7 protein-coding genes are annotated in these 17202 nt (G+C 72.6%); all 7 read left to right on the top strand.

Features of this window, described 5'->3' with window-relative positions:
* Nucleotides 1-53: 53 nt before the first annotated feature.
* The 7 genes from BLQ91_RS18825 to BLQ91_RS18795 all read left to right on the top strand — a co-directional run bounded on the left by BLQ91_RS18825 (nucleotide 54) and on the right by BLQ91_RS18795 (nucleotide 17196).
* A complete protein-coding gene (locus BLQ91_RS18825; RefSeq protein WP_143022708.1) occupies nucleotides 54-3542 on the top strand; it encodes a DUF4132 domain-containing protein in 3489 nt (1162 codons plus the stop codon).
* Nucleotides 3543-3622: 80 nt separating this feature from the next.
* A complete protein-coding gene (locus BLQ91_RS18820; RefSeq protein WP_176959812.1) occupies nucleotides 3623-7270 on the top strand; it encodes a DUF4132 domain-containing protein in 3648 nt (1215 codons plus the stop codon).
* Between the two features lie 120 nt (nucleotides 7271-7390).
* Nucleotides 7391-11026, top strand: coding sequence for a DUF4132 domain-containing protein (locus tag BLQ91_RS18815; protein ID WP_176959811.1), 3636 nt, complete (start codon nucleotides 7391-7393; stop codon nucleotides 11024-11026).
* Nucleotides 11023-12093: an ATP-binding protein gene (locus BLQ91_RS18810; RefSeq protein ID WP_218130305.1), complete on the top strand. Its 1071-nt coding sequence runs from the start codon at nucleotides 11023-11025 to the stop codon at nucleotides 12091-12093. The genes BLQ91_RS18815 and BLQ91_RS18810 overlap by 4 nt, the downstream gene beginning before the upstream one ends.
* A complete protein-coding gene (locus tag BLQ91_RS18805) occupies nucleotides 12093-14294 on the top strand; it encodes a DUF5682 family protein (protein WP_090098158.1) in 2202 nt (733 codons plus the stop codon). The genes BLQ91_RS18810 and BLQ91_RS18805 overlap by 1 nt, the downstream gene beginning before the upstream one ends.
* A complete protein-coding gene (locus BLQ91_RS18800; protein WP_090098157.1) occupies nucleotides 14291-15394 on the top strand; it encodes a VWA domain-containing protein in 1104 nt (367 codons plus the stop codon). Before BLQ91_RS18805 ends, BLQ91_RS18800 begins: the two co-directional genes overlap by 4 nt.
* Nucleotides 15391-17196 (top strand): hypothetical protein, encoded by a 1806-nt coding sequence (locus tag BLQ91_RS18795; protein ID WP_090098156.1) that lies wholly within the window; start codon nucleotides 15391-15393, stop codon nucleotides 17194-17196. Before BLQ91_RS18800 ends, BLQ91_RS18795 begins: the two co-directional genes overlap by 4 nt.
* Nucleotides 17197-17202: the final 6 nt, after the last annotated feature.

Genomic DNA, 17202 nt, shown 5'->3' with positions numbered 1-17202 from the left:
CCTGGGTACCGTCCGTGGACATCAGCTCCGGACCGGACTCAGGGGGTTTCGCAGTGCGCAGGTGGGAGCTCGTCGCCGCTGGCTCGGCCAAGTTCTGGGAGGTCGGCCTGACCGGTGCCGTGACGACCGTCCGGTTCGGACGGTTGGGGGCAGCCGGTCAGACCCGGGTCAGGGAGCTGGCGTCCGAGGCCGCCGCCGAGGCGCACGTCGCGAGACTGGTGGCGGAGAAGGAGAAGAAGGGCTACCGCCCCGTCGCCGCCTCCGAAACCCCTCCCGCCGGGACTTCTCGCGCCGAGACCCCTCGCGCCGAGTTCCCTCGCGACGAGGACACGTGGGTGATGCCCGCGGCCTGGCTGAGAGACGTGGTGCGCCGCCGCGGCCTGGAGCCGTCGCCGAAGTTCAAGCTCGATTCCCGTCGTGCGCGGGAGTTCCGCGACTGGGTGGCCTCGGACCACCCGGTGATCGCCGAGGTGCTGGAGGACCCGAAGACCGATCGCGGCCTCGCGCAGGCCCTGCGCGATCAGCTCGAGGGCAGAGCGAGCCCGCTCGGCGCGGCGGCGCTCGCGAGCGTGGCTTCCCTGCACAAGGCGACGGTCCACTGGTTGATCGCGGAACACGGTCTGCCGTTCGCGGCGGCGGCGGTCGCACACCGCACCGCCATGTTCTTCGGCCGCGGGCGGCCCGATCGGGGCAGCTGGGTCCAGAAGGGCTACCTGCAGCCGTTCCCCGACCATCGCGTGTACCTCGACCAAGTGGACGCCGCGCACCTCGTCCTGGTCCGATCGGCCCTCGCCGTCGCGGACGCCGAGACCCACGCCGCCGCCGTCGAGGCGCTGGAGGAGGCCGGCACCACCCAGGCAGGCCAGATGGCCCGCGCCTTCCTCGTACCTTCGAGGCACGACTGGTTCGAGGAGGCGAAGGCCCACTCGCGCGCCCGGGGGGAGAACTGGCTCACCCTGTGCGCGGTGAGCACGCTGGACCAGTTCGCCCACCTCGAGCACCGCGGGGTGACCTGGTCGCCGGTCGCCCTGCACACGGCGCTGCACGTGCTGGGGCCCGCGATCGCGCCGTTCCTCGCCGAGGAGGTCGACGAGGCGGGGCTCGACGCCGACCGCCGCAGGTCCGGGCTGGAGGTGCTCGCCGCCCTGCCGACGGACGAGGCGTTCACGCTCCTGCTGGACCGCGCGCGGGAGAAGTACGTGCTGTCTCCGCTGCTGTCCGCGATGGAGGCGTTCCCACGGCGGGCGGCCCGGCTGCTGGCCGCCCGCGCTGCCGAGCCGCAGGCGGTGTCCCTGCTCCGGGCGCACCTGGAGACGCACCCCGACCTGGTGGTGCCGTCGGAAGCGGCGGCACTGGTCGCCGAGGCGAACTCCCGGCGCGTTCCGGAAGCACCGGTCTGCGCACTGCCCGGCGTCCTGGCCGACCCGCCGTGGACGCGCAGCCGCCCGCGGCCCGATCCGGTCGTGCTGGAGGGCCTGCCCGTGCCGGCGCCGAGCGAGTCCTGGCTGCCGGGCGAGCGCGAGGAGTGGCTGGCGCTCCCGTCGTACTACAACGGGCGCGACACGCCCGAGCACTGGACGAACCTGGCCGAGTGGATCAGCTCCACCGGCCGCCCCTGCGGCCACGGCCTGTTCGAGGCGGGACCCGAGGACCTCGCTCGGTCGGTGATCGCGAAGTGGGTGCCGGACGACAGCTGGGACGGTGAGCGCTGGGGCAGGCGCGTCAGCGCCCGGTTCGGGCTGGACGCCGTCGCGCCGCTGCTGCACCTGGCCGCGAGCAGCCCGCACGGGTCCGGTTTCGTCCTTCTCCCGTACGCCACGGCCGAGGTGGCGACGTTGATGGCGGACTGGCTGGTGCGCCTCAAGGCGGCCCGCTCGACCGCGCTGTCCTGGCTGGAGCGCCACCGCGAGACCGCGGCCCGCCTCCTGCTGCCCGCGGCGCTGGGCGTGGCCGGTCCCGCGCGCCACAACGCCGAAGCCGCTCTGCGCCACCTGCACCTGGAGCTCGGTGTCGACGTCGTCGCCGTCGCGACCTCCGTCAGCGAGAAGGCGGGTGCCGCGGTCCGCACGCTGGTCGAGGTCGACCCGCTCGACGTGCTGCCCGCGAAGCTGCCGGAGATCGGCGGATGGGCGGACCCGCGCCTGCTGCCCCAGGTGCTGCTGAGCGACCGCGCCACCGCGTTGTCGGCCCGGGCCGCGACGAACCTCCTCACGACCGCCGCGCTGTCCAAACCGGACACCGTCTACGCGGGCCTGCCGGTCGCCGTGCGGGCGTGCGACCCGGCCTCGCTCGCGGAGTTCGCCTGGGCGGTCTTCGAGCGCTGGCAGTCCGCGGGAGCCCCGGCCGGCGACGGCTGGGCGCTGACGGCCCTCGGCCGGTTCGGCGACGACGAGACCGTGCGCCGCCTCGCGCCGCTCATCCGCGCCTGGCCGGGTGAGAACGCGCACGCCAAGGCGGTGACGGGTCTCGACGTGCTCGCCCAGATCGGCACCGGGACCGCGCTCACCCACCTCAACGGCATCGCGGATCGCGTGAAGTTCAAGGCCCTCAAGGCCCGCGCGCAGGAGAAGGTCGCCGCGATCGCCGCGACCCTGGGCCTGTCCCGCGATCAGCTGTCGGACCGCCTGGTCCCCCGCCTCGGTCTCGACGACGCCGCCACCCTGGTGGTCGACTACGGCCCCCGCCGGTTCACCGTCGGCTTCGACGAGCAGCTCAAGCCGTACGTCCTCGACTCGGACGGCAAGCGCCGCAAGGACCTCCCCAAGCCCGGCGCCAAGGACGACCAGACCCTCGCACCGGCCGAGCACAAGCGCTTCGCGGACCTGAAGAAGGCCGTGCGCACCATCGCGTCCGACCAAATCCACCGGCTGGAAGCAGCGATGATCACCCAGCGCACCTGGACCGCCGCGGAGTTCCACGAGGTGCTGACGTCCCACCCCCTGCTCAGGCACGTGGTCCGCCGTCTGGTGTGGATCACCGACGCGGGCAGGTCCTTCCGCCTGGCCGAAGACCTGACCCTCGCCGACGCGAACGACGACGAGCTCACGCTGCCCGAGGCCGCCACCGTCCGCGTCGCCCACCCGGTCGACCTGGCCGGCGAACTGGCCGCATGGGGCCAGGTGTTCGCGGACTACGAGATCCTGCAGTCCTTCCCCCAGCTCGGCCGCCCGGTCCACGCCTTCGCGCCGGGCGAGGACCTCGTCCCGCAGCTGCAGGAGTACGTGGGCCGCAAAGTCCCCGTCGGCAAGCTCCTCGGCCTCACCCAGCGCGGCTGGGTCCGGGGCGAACCGCAGGACGCCGGCGTGGAGTGCTGGATGACCCGCCCGCTCCCCGCCGGCGGTGCCCTGGTCGCCTGCCTCGACCCCGGCATCGCGGTGGGCGCCGTCGACGTCTTCCCCGAGATCGCGTTCAGCTCCCTGTGGTTCTCCGCCACCGGCCGTGGCGCCTGGGTCGCCCCGCGTGACGGCGGACCGACCACGTTCGAAGTGGACCCGGTGACCGCCTCCGAACTCCTCTCGGAACTCGAGTCACTGCACGCGTGACGCGGGAACGGCTGACGCACGGTGCGCGTCAGACCGGCAAGCACGATCAACAACGTCAGTACCAACGCAGGGAGCAGTCAGTGCGCAGGTGGGAGCTCGTCTCGGGCGGCTCGGCGAAGTTCTGGGAGATCGAGCAGGACGGCGTCGCGGTGACCGTCCGCTTCGGACGGCTCGACACCCACGGCCAGACCAAGACCAAGGACCTCGCCTCCGCCGAGGCCGCGCGGGCGCACGTGGCGAAGCTGGTGGCGGAGAAGGAGAAGAAGGGCTACCGGCCCGTCACCAACGGCTCGGAGGCGGTCTCCACCAGCTCGGCCGCTGCCTCCACCGCTGCCACGGCGACCGCGGCCGGCGACCCGCAGGCGGCGACCTCCGCCCCGCACCCCGTCGCTCCCCTCTCAGCCACCTCCTCCACCTCCTCGTCCGCGGCCACCTCTCCCGCGACCTCCACGGCCACGACCTCTCCGGCTACTTCCGCGGTCATCCCGGTCCCTGCCTCCCCCACCACGAAACCCGCGCCCACCCCCGTCGACGAAGACACCTGGGTCATGCCCAAGGCCTGGCTGCGCGACGTCATCCGGCAGCGCGGCTTCCACCCCGCCCCGGAGTTCTCCGTCGACGAAGCCTCGGCCGAGGAGGCCCGGCGCCGAACGGCCGAGCTCGGCACCGCCGTCGAGGCCGTCCTGTCCGAGCCGTCGTCCGACCCGGACCTGGTGCGGGCGGTGCGCGAGCACCTCGCCGGCCGGACGAGTCCCGTCGGTGCGGCGGCGGTCGCGGCGATCACCGAGTGCGGCGAGCAGTCCGTGCACGCCTGGATCGCCGACCACGGCGTGGTGTTCGCGACGGAGGCCACGATCGAGTTCACCAGGCTGCAGTGCGCACCGGAGTGGTTCCCGCAGGACCGCAGGTACGGCGACAGGATCCTGGTGAGCCGCGGCGGTTACCTCCACATCATCCTCGACACCGTCGAGGGCAGGATGCTCAAGGCCGTCCGCTACGCGCTGGCCGTGGCCGACGATGCCGAGCGCGCTGCGGCGGAAACCGCGCTGACGAAGCTGGACGCGCTGCAAGACACCAACGTGAAGCTGCTGCGGGCGTTCCTGATGCCAGGCCGGCCCGACTGGTTCGAGGACGTCAGCGGGACGCCGAACTCGCGCGTGCGCTGGTGGATCCTCCCGTGCAGCGCCAGCACGTTCGAGGAGTTCCAGGCAGCGGGGACCTCGCTGTCCAACAACAGCTCGTTCCTGCACACGGCGCTCTACGTGCTGGGACCGTCCATCGTGCCGTTGCTCGCGGCCGCGCTCGATCACAACTACCAGCTCGCGGACCGCCGCAAGCAGGTGCTCAAGGTGCTCGCCGCGATCCCCACGGACGAGGCGTTCACCGTGGCGCTCGACCGGCTCGACGCCAAGTACGTGCGTCCGACGCTGCTGAGCATGATGGCGGCGTTCCCGGCGCGCGCGGCGAGGTTGCTCGGCGAACGCGCCGGTGAAAACCCCGAACTGCGGCAGCTGCTCAGCGTGCACCTCAAGACGTACCCGCACCTGGAGAAACCCGAGGGGTTCGTCGAGGTCGAGACCGCCGAGGTGCCGGAGGCTCCCGCCGAGGCGCTGCCGCCGCTGCTGGTCGCACCGCCGTGGGTCCACCGCAAGCCGCTGGTGAAGGCCGTGGTGGTGCCGGACCTGCCCCCGCCCCCGTCGTCGCTCGTGTGGGAGCCGGGCGAGCGGGAGGACTGGTTGCAGCCCGGGCAATGGGACATCCGCCAGACGTGGCAGGAACTCCTGGAGCAGCACCGGGCGGGCCGGATCGGGTGGCGCATGCGGTACCTGCTCGCGCTCGCGCCCGAAGAGGTGGCGCGGCCGCTGTTCACGGGCTGGGACGCCAGGCAACTGGGGTGGAACTTCGAGTCGACGGGCAAGATGCTGGCCGCGCGGTTCGGGTTCGACGCGCTGCCGTTGCTGCTGCGCATCGTCGACTCCAGCTCGAACGCCGCGGCGATCCTGCTGCCGTTCGCCACGCCCGAGGTGGCCGCTGCGATGGCGGACTGGCTCGTCCGGCTCAAGCAGGTGCGCAAGGTCGCGCTGGCGTGGCTCGCCCGGCACCGCGAGACGGCCGCACGCCTCCTCATCCCGGCCGCGCTGGGCAGGCCCGGCGCGCCGCGGCGTGACGCGGAGGCCGCTCTGCGGCACCTGCACGGTCTCGGTGTCGACGTGCCCGCGCTCGCCCCGACCCCCAAGGCGGCCGCGGCGCTGCGGGCGTTCCTCGCCATCGACCCCGTCGAGGTCCTCCCCGCCAGGCTGCCCGCCATCGGCGACTGGGCGGACACCCGCCTGCTGCCGCAGGTCCTGCTCGCCGACCGCAAGCACGCCCTCTCGGCGGAGGCCGCGAAGCACCTGCTGATGACGGCCGCGCTGTCGAAGCCGGGCGACGTCTACGCCGGCCTGACGCTGGTCCGCGAGTCGCTCGACCGGGCTTCGCTGGCGGAGTTCGCGTGGGCCGTCTTCCAGCGCTGGCAGGAGATCGGCGCGCCGTCGAAGGAGAGCTGGGCGCTGAGCGCCCTCGGCTGGTTCGGCGACGACTCGACGGTGCGGGCGCTGTCGCCGCTGATCCGGGTGTGGCCCGGGCAGAGCCAGCACACCAAGGCGGTGTCGGCCCTGGACGTCCTCGCGGACATCGGCTCCGAGGTCGCGCTGTCGCACCTCAACAGCATCGCCGAGAAGGTGAAGTTCAAGGGCCTCAAGACCAAGGCGCAGGAGAAGGTCGCCCAGATCGCCGCCGAACTCGGCCTCTCCCGCGACCAGCTGGCCGACCGCCTGGTCCCCCGCCTCGGTCTCGACGACGCGGCGAGCCTGGTGATCGACTACGGCGAGCGGAAGTTCACCGTCGGCTTCGACGAGCAGCTCAAGCCGTTCGTGCTCGACCCGGACGGCAAGCGCCGCAAGGACCTCCCCAAGCCCGGCGCCAAGGACGACCAGGACTTGGCGCCGTTGGAGCACAAGCGGTTCATGGCGCTGAAGAAGGACGTGCGCACCATCGCGTCCGACCAGATCCACCGCCTCGAACGCGCCATGGTCGACCAGCGCACCTGGACGGCCGACGAGTTCCACACGGTGCTTGCGGGCCACCCGCTGCTCTGGCACATCGTCCGCCGGCTCGTGTGGATCACGAACGAGAGCGCCTCCTTCCGCCTGGCAGAAGACCGCACGCTCGCCGACGCGAACGACGACGAGTTCACCCTGCCCGAGTCCGCCACCGTCCGCGTGGCGCACCCGGTGGACCTCCGGGCCGAGCTGGAGGCCTGGGGCGAGGTGTTCGCAGACTACGAGATCCTCCAGCCGTTCCCGCAGCTGGGCCGCCCGCTGCACGTCGTGCCGCAGGGCGAGGACCTCCTGCCGCACCTGAAGAAGTACCTCGAGGTCATGCTCCCGGTGGGCAAGCTCCTCAGCCTCACCAAGAAGGGCTGGAACCGGGGCGAACCGCAGGACGGCGGCGTCGAGTGCTGGATGACCCGCCCGTTGCCCTCCGGCGGCGCCCTGGTCGCCTCGCTGGACCCCGGCATCGCGGTGGGCGCGATCGACATCTTCCCCGAGGTCAAGTTCACCGAGCTGTGGTTCTCCGCCCACGGCCAGGGCTACTGGTCGTCCCAGCACGACGCGCAGACCGCCCTCCTGGCGGACTCGATCACGGCCTCGGAGCTCGTGTCCGAACTGGAGTCGCTGCACTCGTGAGGCCGCGCACCCAGGGGGTCTGAACTGCGCCGCCCGGCGGCCTCACGGAATTGTCAGACCCCCTGAGTAGCGTCCGTTCCAGACCAACTCCCTTGTGTGGCCCCAGCAGGAGGTACAGCAGTGCGCAGGTGGGAACTCGTCGCGGACGGCTCCGCGAAGTTCTGGGAGATCGAGCAGGACGGCGCGGCGGTGACCGTCCGGTTCGGACGGCTGGGCACTGCCGGCCAGGTCAAGACGAAGGAGCTGGCCTCCGTCGAGGCGGCCACCGCGCACGTCGCGAAACTGGTGGCGGAGAAGGAGAAGAAGGGCTATCAGCCGGAGGGCACCGCCGAGCCGGCGACGGCGACGTCGGCCGCCGCGCAGGGAATCGCCGTCGCGGGATCCGGTGCCGCGCAGGGACCCGACGCCGGGACCACCGCACCGGGAACGGACTTACGGCAAGCCGTGGTCGCCGAGCCCGCCGACGGGCAGCCTGGCGCCACCGAGCCCGCTGCCCGGCAGGCCACCACCCCCGCCGCTCCCGCGCCCAGCCCCGTCCTCGACGAGGACACCTGGGTGATCCCCAAGGCCTGGGCCCGCGACGCCGTGCGCCAGCGCGGCTTCGACCCGGCCCCGGACTTCACCCTCGACCCCGCGAAGGCCGACCAGGCCCGCCGCCGGATCACCGAGAAGGCAGCAGCCCTCGCGACCGCCTTCGAGGCCAAGGGCTCGGATCCCGAACTGGTGGGTGCCGCCCGCGCCCACCTCGACGGCAGGCCGACGCCCGTCGGCGCGGCGGCGATCGCGGCGGTCACGGAGCAGGGCGTCCCGGCGGTGCACGCCTGGATCGCCGACCACGGCCTCGCGTTCGCGACCGCGGCTGTGGTCGAGCTCATGAGCCTCACGTACTCCAGCCAATGGCACCAGAAGCGCGGCGACTGGACCGGTGTCTGCCTGCAGCGCGTCAAGAGCTTCCGCACGTCGATCGGTGACCCGGAGGGCCTGATGCTGACGGCCGTCCGGTACGCGATCGCCGTGGCGAGCCCCGAGGAGCGCGCGGCTGCCGAGAGTGCGCTGGAGGAGCTCGGCGGGCCGGGCGTCGAGGTCGAGGTCCGGTCGTTCCTGCTGCCCGAGCGGGCGGACTGGTTCGACGAGACCTGCCGGCAGAACTTCACGCAGAGCCGGTGGTGGATGCTGCCGAGCAGCGCGCGGTCGGTCGAGGACTTCCGGAAGGCCGACGAGGCGCTCACGACGTCGGCGTTCGTGCTCTACACAGCCGTGTACGTGCTGGGGCCGGACATCGCGCCGTTGCTCGCCGAAGAGCTCGACTCCGACAGCTACCACCAGCGGACCGGCGGGCGCAAGCAGGCGTTGAACGTTCTCGCGGCGTTGCCGACCGACGAGGCGTTCACCATCCTTCTCGACCGCGTGGACGAGAAGTACGTGCGGCCTGCCGTCGTGGCGGCGATGGCGGCGTTCCCGTCGCGGGCGGCGCGGTTGCTGTCCCAGCGGGTGTCGTCGAGTGAGAGCGCGCGTCAGCTGTTGCACGCGCATCTGCTGTCCAACCCGCAGGTCTCCGTGTCGGACGAGGTCGCGGCGGTGCTCGCCGAGTCCGGGCTGGTGATCGTGCCGGACGCGAGCCCGGAGCAGTTGCCGCCGCTGCTGGCCTCGCCGCCGTGGCTGAACCGCAAGAAGCCGGTGAAGCCCGTGGTGCTCACGGACCTCCCGGTGCCGGCGCCCGGTGTCAGCTGGTTGCCCGGCGAGCGCGAGGAGTGGCTGGAGGCGGGCGCGGCCTGGCGGGACGGCCACCAGGACTGGCGCCGGCTGCTCAAGGACTACGAGGCCGGCCGGATCGGCTACTACGACAACGACCTGTTCCTCCTCGCCCCCGACGACGCTGTGCGGCACCTGCTCGCGGACTGGGAGCCGCGCTACAGCTACGGCGTCGAGGAGTGGGGCAGGAACATCGCCGCGCGGTTCGGTCTGGATGCCGTGCGCGCGTTGCTCCGGCACGTGCAGTCGGCTCCGGCGGGGACGGGTGTGGTGCTGCTGCCGTTCGCGACCGTCGAGGTGGCGGCGCAAATGGCCGACTGGTTCGCGCGCACCAAGCAGCCGCGCCGCTGGGGCATCGAGTGGCTGGCCCGGCACCGCGAGCAGGCCGCCCGGCTGCTGATCCCCGCGGCGGCGGGCAAGACCGGGGTTCCCCGCCGCAACGCCGAGGCGGCCTTGCGGCACCTGCACAACAACGTCGGTGTCGACGTGGCGGCGATCGCGCGGGAGTGCGGGGCCGAGGCCGCGATCGACCTCGTGCTGTCGGTCGACCCGGTCGACGTGCTGCCCGCGAAGCTGCCGGCCATCGGCCTGTGGGCGGACACCCGGTTGCTGCCGCAGGTCCTGCTGAGCGACCGCAGGCACGCGCTGCCCGCCGCGACCGCCGCGCACCTGCTGATGACGGCCGCGCTGTCGAAGCCGGGTGAGCTCTACGCGGGGCTGCCGATCGTGCGCGAGGCGCTCGACAGGCACTCGCTGGCGGCGTTCGCGTGGGCGGTCTTCCAGGCGTGGGAGCAGGCCGGTGCGCCGTCGAAGGAGAGCTGGGCGCTGAGCGCCCTCGGCTGGTTCGGCGACGACTCGACGGTGCGGGCGCTGTCGCCGCTGATCCGCGTCTGGCCGGGGCAGAGCCAGCACACCAGGGCGGTCGCCGGGCTCGACGTGCTCGCCGACATCGGCACCGAGGTCGCCCTGTCGCACCTCAACAGCATCGCGGAGAAGGTGTCCTTCAAGGGCCTCAAGACCAAGGCGCAGGAGAAGGTAGCCCAGATCGCGGCCGAGCTCGGGCTGTCGCGCGACCAGCTGTCGGACCGGCTGGTGCCGCGGCTGGGCCTCGACGACGCCGCGACGCTCGTCATCGACTACGGTTCCCGCCAGTTCACGGTCGGCTTCGACGAGCAGCTCAAGCCGTTCGTGCTCGACCCGGACGGCAAGCGCCGCAAGGACCTCCCCAAGCCCGGCGTGAAGGACGACGAGGACAAGGCGCCGTTGGAGCACAAGCGGTTCATGGCGCTGAAGAAGGACGTGCGCACCATCGCGTCCGACCAGATCCAGCGGCTCGAACGCGCCATGGTCAACCAGCGCACGTGGAGCGCCGAGGAGTTCCAGACGGTTCTCGTGGCACATCCGCTGCTGTGGCACGTGGTCCGCCGTCTGGTCTGGATCACCGGCGAGGGCGAGTCGTTCCGCCTGGCCGAAGACCGCACGCTCGCCAACGCCGAGGACGACGAGTTCACGCTGCCCGAGGACGCGGTCGTGCGCGTCGCACACCCGGTCGACCTCCGGGAGACGGCGGCGGCGTGGGGCGAGATCTTCGCCGACTACGAGATCCTCCAGCCGTTCCCGCAGACGGGCCGCCCGGTCCACCTCCTGGCGCCGGGCGAGGACCTGCTGCCCCGGTTGAAGAAGTACTGCGGCACCCCGTACCCGATCGGCAAGATCCTCGGCCTGACCAAGAAGGGCTGGGTGCGCGGCGAACCGCAGGACGCGGGCGTCGAGTGCTGGATCACCCGGCCGTTCCCCGCCGGCGGCGCGCTCGTCGCCTCGCTCGACCCCGGCATCGCGGTGGGCGCCGTGGACGTCTTCCCCGAGGTCGGGTTCAGCGACATGTGGTTCTCCACCAGCGGTCACGGCACGTGGTCCGCGCCCGCGAACGCGCCCACGACCTACCCGATCGACCCGATCACGCTCTCCGAGCTCCTCTCCGAACTGGAGTCCCTGCAGTCATGACCAGCACCCAGACGATGCAGCGCCCACCCGCCGAGGTGCGCTTCGCCGACGAGCTCGCGCGGCTGCGCGACACCGACACCGCGCCCCGGCCACCGGGCTGGGCGCTCAGCCTCGACGCCGCGCGCCGGTTCGTCGTGGGCGACGAGAGCCGGGGCATCAGCAAGAAGTTCGTGGGCGATCCGTCCCTGGTGGACAGGGCGCTGGTCACGCTCGCGACGAGCCGCGGCCTGATGCTCGTCGGTGAGCCGGGCACGGCGAAGTCGTTGCTGTCCGAGATGATCGCGGCGGCGGTCTGCGGCGAGTCGACGCTGACGATCCAGGGCGGCGCGGCCACCACCGAGGACCAGATCAAGTACTCGTGGAACTACGCGCTGCTGGTCTCGGAGGGCCCGTCGCCGCGTTCGCTCGTGCCGGCGCCGATGCTGCGGGGCATGGCCGAGGGCAAGATCGTGCGGTTCGAGGAGATCACGCGCTGCCCGCTGGAGGTCCAGGACTGCATGCTGTCGATGCTGTCCGACCGCGTGATGGCGATCGGCGAGCTGAACGGCCCGGACGGCATGGTGTTCGCGCAGGACGGGTTCAACGTGATCGCCACGGCGAACACGAGGGACCGCGGCGTGAACGAGATGAGCGCGGCGCTCAAGCGGCGCTTCAACTTCGAGACGGTGTTCCCGATCGCCGACTTCGACACCGAGCTCGCGCTCGTCGAGCAGGAGGCGGCGAAGCTGCTGGCGAAGTCCGGCGTGGAGCTCGCGCCGAAGCGGGACGTCCTCGAGGTGCTGGTGCGGACGTTCCGCGACCTGCGCGAGGGCACCGACCGGCTGACCACCGTCATGAGCACGGCCGAGGCGGTGTCGGTGGCGCACGCCGTCGGCCTGCGGGGCTGGTTCCTGCGCGGCGAGGTCGGTTCGGCCGCGGACGTCGTGGAATGCCTGGCGGGCACGGCGGCGAAGGACAACGCGGAGGACCTGGCGCGGCTGCGGCGGTACCTGGAGCAGCACGCGTCGCGGCGCAAGGGCGAGCAGTGGCAGGAGCTGCACCGCGCCCGTCACCTGCTGCCCGGCTGATGGGGGCCGTGTTCGTCGGCGTCCGGCACCACAGCCCCGCCTGTGCCCGGCTGGTCGCCGCCACCATCGCCGAGCAGCAGCCCGCGTACGTGCTCATCGAGGGTCCCGCCGACTTCAACGAGCGCATCGACGAGCTGCTGCTGGGACACGAGCTGCCCGTCGCGCTGTTCAGCTACTCCGACCAGCACGCGTCGTGGTCGCCGTTCTGCGACTACTCGCCGGAGTGGGTGGCGATCACCGAGGGCCGCCGCTGCGGCGCGGAGGTCAGGTTCATCGACCTGCCCGCGTGGCACGAGGCGTTCCGGGACGTGAGCAACAGGTACGCCGACGCCGAGCTGCGCTACACCGAGGTCGTCGAGAGGTTGTGCGTGGAGTTCTCCGTCGACAACGTCGACGTGCTCTGGGACCACCTCTTCGAGTCCCAGGACGAGCCGGAGGGCATGGCGGAGTACTTCGACCTGCTGCGCGGCACGGCGACGGCGGACGAGGGCGACTCGGCGCGCGAGGAGTACATGGCGCGCTGGGTGCGGGCGGCGGTGCGCGACGCGGGTGACAGGCCCGTCGTCGTGGTCACCGGTGGCTTCCACACCGCGGCGCTCAAGGCGAAGCTCGACGGCAGCACGGAATGGCCGGACGTGCCCGAGCGTGAGAGAGGTGCGAGCTATCTCGTGCCGTATTCGCACGCACGGCTGGACGCGTTCACGGGCTACCAGTCGGGCATGCCGTCCCCCGGTTACTACCAGCAGGTGTGGGAGACCGGGGCACGGCGGGCGGCGGACTGGCTCGTCGAGTCCGTGGCCACGAGGCTGCGCAAGCGGCAGCAGCCGGTGTCGACCGCGGACCTCATCGCGGCGCACACCCAGGCCGGGGCGCTGGCACGGTTGCGCGGACACCGCAACCTGGCGCGCACGGACGTCCTCGACGGCCTGACCAGCGCGTTGATCTCCGAGGACCTGACGCAGCCGCCACCGTGGACGCGGCGCGGCACGCTGCAGCCCGGCGCGCACCCGGCGCTGGTCGAGATGCTCGGCGCGCTGCGGGGCGACAAGACCGGGCGGCTGCACCCGAGCACGCCGGCCCCTCCCCTGGTCCACGCGGTGCAGGAACTGCTGAGCACGCACGGGCTCGACCACGAGGGCAAGATCGCCCTCGACCTCACCGACGCGGCGGCGCTGGAGCGCAGCAGGATCCTGCACCGGCTGAGAGTGCTGCGGATCCCCGGCTTCGAACGCACGAGCGGCCCGTCCGAGGGCGCCCAGCCGCAGCTGGACGAGCAGTGGACGCTGCGGCCCGTCGAGGAACGGCTGGCGGCGCTGATCGAAGCGGCCGAGAACGGCGCCACGCTGGAGGAGGCGGCCGGGGTGGCGCTGGAACGCCGGTCGCGGGACGCGCGGCTCGACGGCCTGGCCTCGATCCTGTTCGACGCCGTGCTGTGCGGCATCTCGACGTTGTCCGGCAAGGTCAAGGCCTCGCTCAACGAGGGCGTCCGGGAGACCGGCGACCTCGCGGCGCTGGGGCAGGTGCTCGGCGGCGTGCTGGGGCTGTGGCGGCACGACAGGCTGTTCGGCACGAGGAAGGACGCCCTGCTGGGCTCGGTGATCGACGCCGGCACCGCGCGGGTGCTGTGGCTGGTCGAGGGCCTGCACGGCGGCCCCGCGCCGGCGGATCCGCAGCGGCTCAAGGCGATGGCGGCGACCAGGGACGCGGTGCTGCACGCCGGGTCCGCGCTGTCGCTGGACCCGGCGGACGTCACGGGCGTGGCGACGCGCGTGAGCAACGACGTGCAGGCACCACCGGACCTGAGGGGTGCGGCGCTCGGCCTCGCCTGGGCGCTGGGCACGCAGCCGGACGTGCGCAAGATCCGCGGCGTCGAGGCGCTCGGCGACTGGCTCGCCGGGCTGTTCGCGGTCGCGCGCGAGGAGGTGCTCGCGAGCCCCGACCTGGTCGGCGTCCTCGACGAACTGGTCAGCGCGATGACCGAGGACGAGTTCCTGGTGGCGCTGCCGGCGTTGCGGCTCGCGTTCGGCTACTTCCCGCCCAGGGAAAGGGAAACCATCGCGGCGACGGTCCTCGCGCACCGCGGTGTCAGGGGCAACGCGAGAGACGTCACCCGCCTCACCGCCGATCCGGTGCTCGTGGCGGAGGCGATGGCGGTGGAGAAGCGCGTGGAAGCGTTGCTGGTGAAGGGCGGCCTGGCATGACGGACCTGGAACGCTGGCGGCTGATCCTCGGCGAGCCCGCCTCGCGCTGCACCGGAGGGCTGCAGGCGGAGGCGGCACGCCGGGACGCCGCGCTGCAGTGGCTCTACGGCCGCGATCCCGAGCTGGCCGAACGCGGCGTGCGCAAGGGCGGCAGCGAGGACTCGGTGCTGCAGACCGTCGACTGGCTGGACGAGGTGCACACGCTCTTCCCGCGGGAGACGATCGAGCGGCTGGAGCGCGACGCCGTCGAGCGCTACGAGATCACCGACGTGGTCACGGATCCCGACGTGCTGCAACGGATCGAGCCGAACCCGGCGCTGCTGCGCGCGGTGCTGCGGACCAAGCACCTGATGAACCCGGCCGTCCTCGCGATGGCGCGCAAGATCGTCGAGGCGGTGGTCCGGCAGCTGATGGAGAAGCTGAAGACCGAGGTGCGCACGGCGTTCAGCGGCACGAGGTCGCGGCGGCCGAGCATCCACCGCAACTCGCGCAACTTCGACTTCCGGTCGACGATCAGGGCGAACCTCCAGCGCTACCAGCCGGAGGAGCGCAGGCTCTCCATCGAGCACGCGAAGTTCGTCTCGCGCACCAGGAGGAACCTGGAGCAGTGGCAGGTCGTGCTGCTGGTGGACCAGTCCGGCTCGATGACGAGCTCGGTGATCCACTCGGCGGTCACGGCGGCCTGCCTGTGGGGCCTGCCGGGCCTCAAGACGCACCTCGTCGCGTTCGACACCAACGTCGTCGACCTGACGTCCGACGTGACCGACCCGGTCGAGCTGCTGATGAAGGTGCAGCTCGGTGGCGGCACGGACATCGCCAGGGCGGTGACCTACGGAGCCGGGCTCGTCGACAACCCCCGCCGGTCGATCGTCGCCATCATCAGCGACTTCTACGAGGGCGGCGACGACGCGCAGCTGGTGCGCACCGTCAAGGGCCTGTGCGAGCAGGGCACCCACGTGCTCTGCCTGGCGGCGCTCGACGAGGAGGCCAACCCGGACTACGACCGGGTGCTGGGCCAGCGCCTCGCGAACGTCGGCGCCCACGTGGGCGCGATGACCCCCGGAGAGCTCGCGGAGTTCGTTGCGGAGAAGCTCAGGTGACCCGACCCGACCTGCTGGCCCTCACCCCGGACGCGCTGGCGGCCCTCGCCAACCGCGGCCTCGTGAAACGCGCCGCCAAGGAGCTGGACGCGGGCGTCGTCCCGGCGCTCGACACCGATCCGGCCGGTGCCGTCCAGGGCAAGTTCCCCGACGGCACCACGACGACGCTGCCGCCGAACACCGCCCTCGACGCCGCCCGGTGCAGCTGCGGCGCCACGGGCGTCTGCCGGCACCGCATCGCCGTGGTCCTCGCCTACCAGCGCACGCAGGAGGCCACCGCTCCCACCGAGCTGTGGTCGCCGAGCGTGGTGACGGACGACGACCTGGTGGCGTTGATGGGTGAACGCACGCTGCGCCGGGCCCGCCGGGCGCACCAGGCGGGCTACCGCGCCAAGCTGCGCCGCCCGGCCGCGGAAGACCAGACGGCGCAGGCGGAACTGCCGACGTGCACGGTCACGTTCCTCGTGCCCGGCGACCTCTCCTACGTCCACACCGACGCGGTGAACCGCGACGAGGCGCTGGCGCTGGCCGTGTGGGCGTTCCGGGAAGCCGACGCCCAGGGCACCGACACCGTGGACGTGGGCGGATCTCCCACCACCGCGACGGACCTGACCGCCGTCACCGACCTGCTCGACCAGCTGCTGCTCGACGGCGCCGCCAACGCGAGCGAGGTGCTGGACGTGGCGTGGCAACGCCTGCACCGCGACCTGACCGCACAACGGCTGCACTGGCCGGCCGCCGTGATCACCGACCTGCTCGCGCAGCTGACGGCCTACCGCGGGCGCGATGCCGACTACGAGGCGGAACACTTCGCGGCGCTGCTGACCGAGCTGCACGCCCGCACCACCGCCGTCGGTCCGCGCGCCGAGGTCCTCGGCCCGGACGAACCGGCGGAGACGCCGCTGCGCCGCGTCCGCCTCACGGCGCTGGGCGCCCGGATGCGCTCGGAGTCCACGATGGACGTCTACTTCGCCTCGGGTGACGTGGTGCTGGTGCAGCGCGACACGGCCCTGCGCACCGGTCAGCGGCTGGCGGCGTCGAACGTCGTGTCCGAGTCGGCGACGCGCAGCGCGAGCCGGGCGGTGGCGCTGAAGACGAGCCGCGTGGCCAAGACCTCCCTCACGCCGGTCGGCACGGCGTGGAACGACCTCCCGCAGGCCCTGGTGGTCCACGACTACGAAGCGACGGCCGCGCACCTGGCCGACCTGCCACCGCGCCAGGTCCGCGCGAGGGTCGAGGCGGAACTGGTCCGCGCGGTCCGCGTCACGGAGGTGTCCGGCCTGGCCTACGACCCGGCCGCGCAACGCCTCACCGCCACGCTCCACGGCCCCACCGGTGCGACGTGCCTGCTCGAAGCAACGCACCGAGCCGCCGCTCCGCACTCGTTGGACGCGTTGGCGGCGGCACTGCGCGCCGGCCCGACGATGATCACCGGCAGCGTCCGCCGGCACCGCGGCACGCTGGTGGTCGACCCGCTGGCCGTGCGGACCGAGGCGGGCGTGGTCGTGCTGGACGTGGCGACGGGCACGACCCCGCAGCCGCTGCCGCCGGGCTCGACGACGGCCGATCCGCTGAGCGCCGCCGTGGACAGCGCGCTGACCGTCCTGGCCGAGGCGTCGCACCGGGGCCTGGACCACCTGACGGGCAGCCTGCTGACTCGCGTGCGGGAAGTGGGCGCACATCTGCAGACCGCGGGTCTGCGCACGGCGGCGGCCACCGTCACCGCGTTCGCCGAGTCCCCGTCGGCACCGACGTGGCTCGCGGCGAACCTGCGGCTCCTGGTGACCGCCGACGCCCGCTGAGGCCCG

It is taken from the genome of Lentzea jiangxiensis (assembly GCF_900104175.1).
Lineage (GTDB): Bacteria > Actinomycetota > Actinomycetes > Mycobacteriales > Pseudonocardiaceae > Lentzea > Lentzea jiangxiensis.
The sequence above is the reverse complement of the archived record's forward strand: the minus strand, read 5'-3'. Positions and strand labels throughout refer to the sequence as shown.

Excerpts from the sequence above, each read along its gene's own strand:
- BLQ91_RS18810 (WP_218130305.1), top strand. The coding sequence starts at position 11,023 with ATGACCAGCACCCAGACGATGCAGCGCCCACCCGCCGAGGTGCGCTTC.
- BLQ91_RS18805 (WP_090098158.1), top strand. The coding sequence starts at position 12,093 with ATGGGGGCCGTGTTCGTCGGCGTCCGGCACCACAGCCCCGCCTGTGCC.
- BLQ91_RS18800 (WP_090098157.1), top strand. The coding sequence starts at position 14,291 with ATGACGGACCTGGAACGCTGGCGGCTGATCCTCGGCGAGCCCGCCTCG.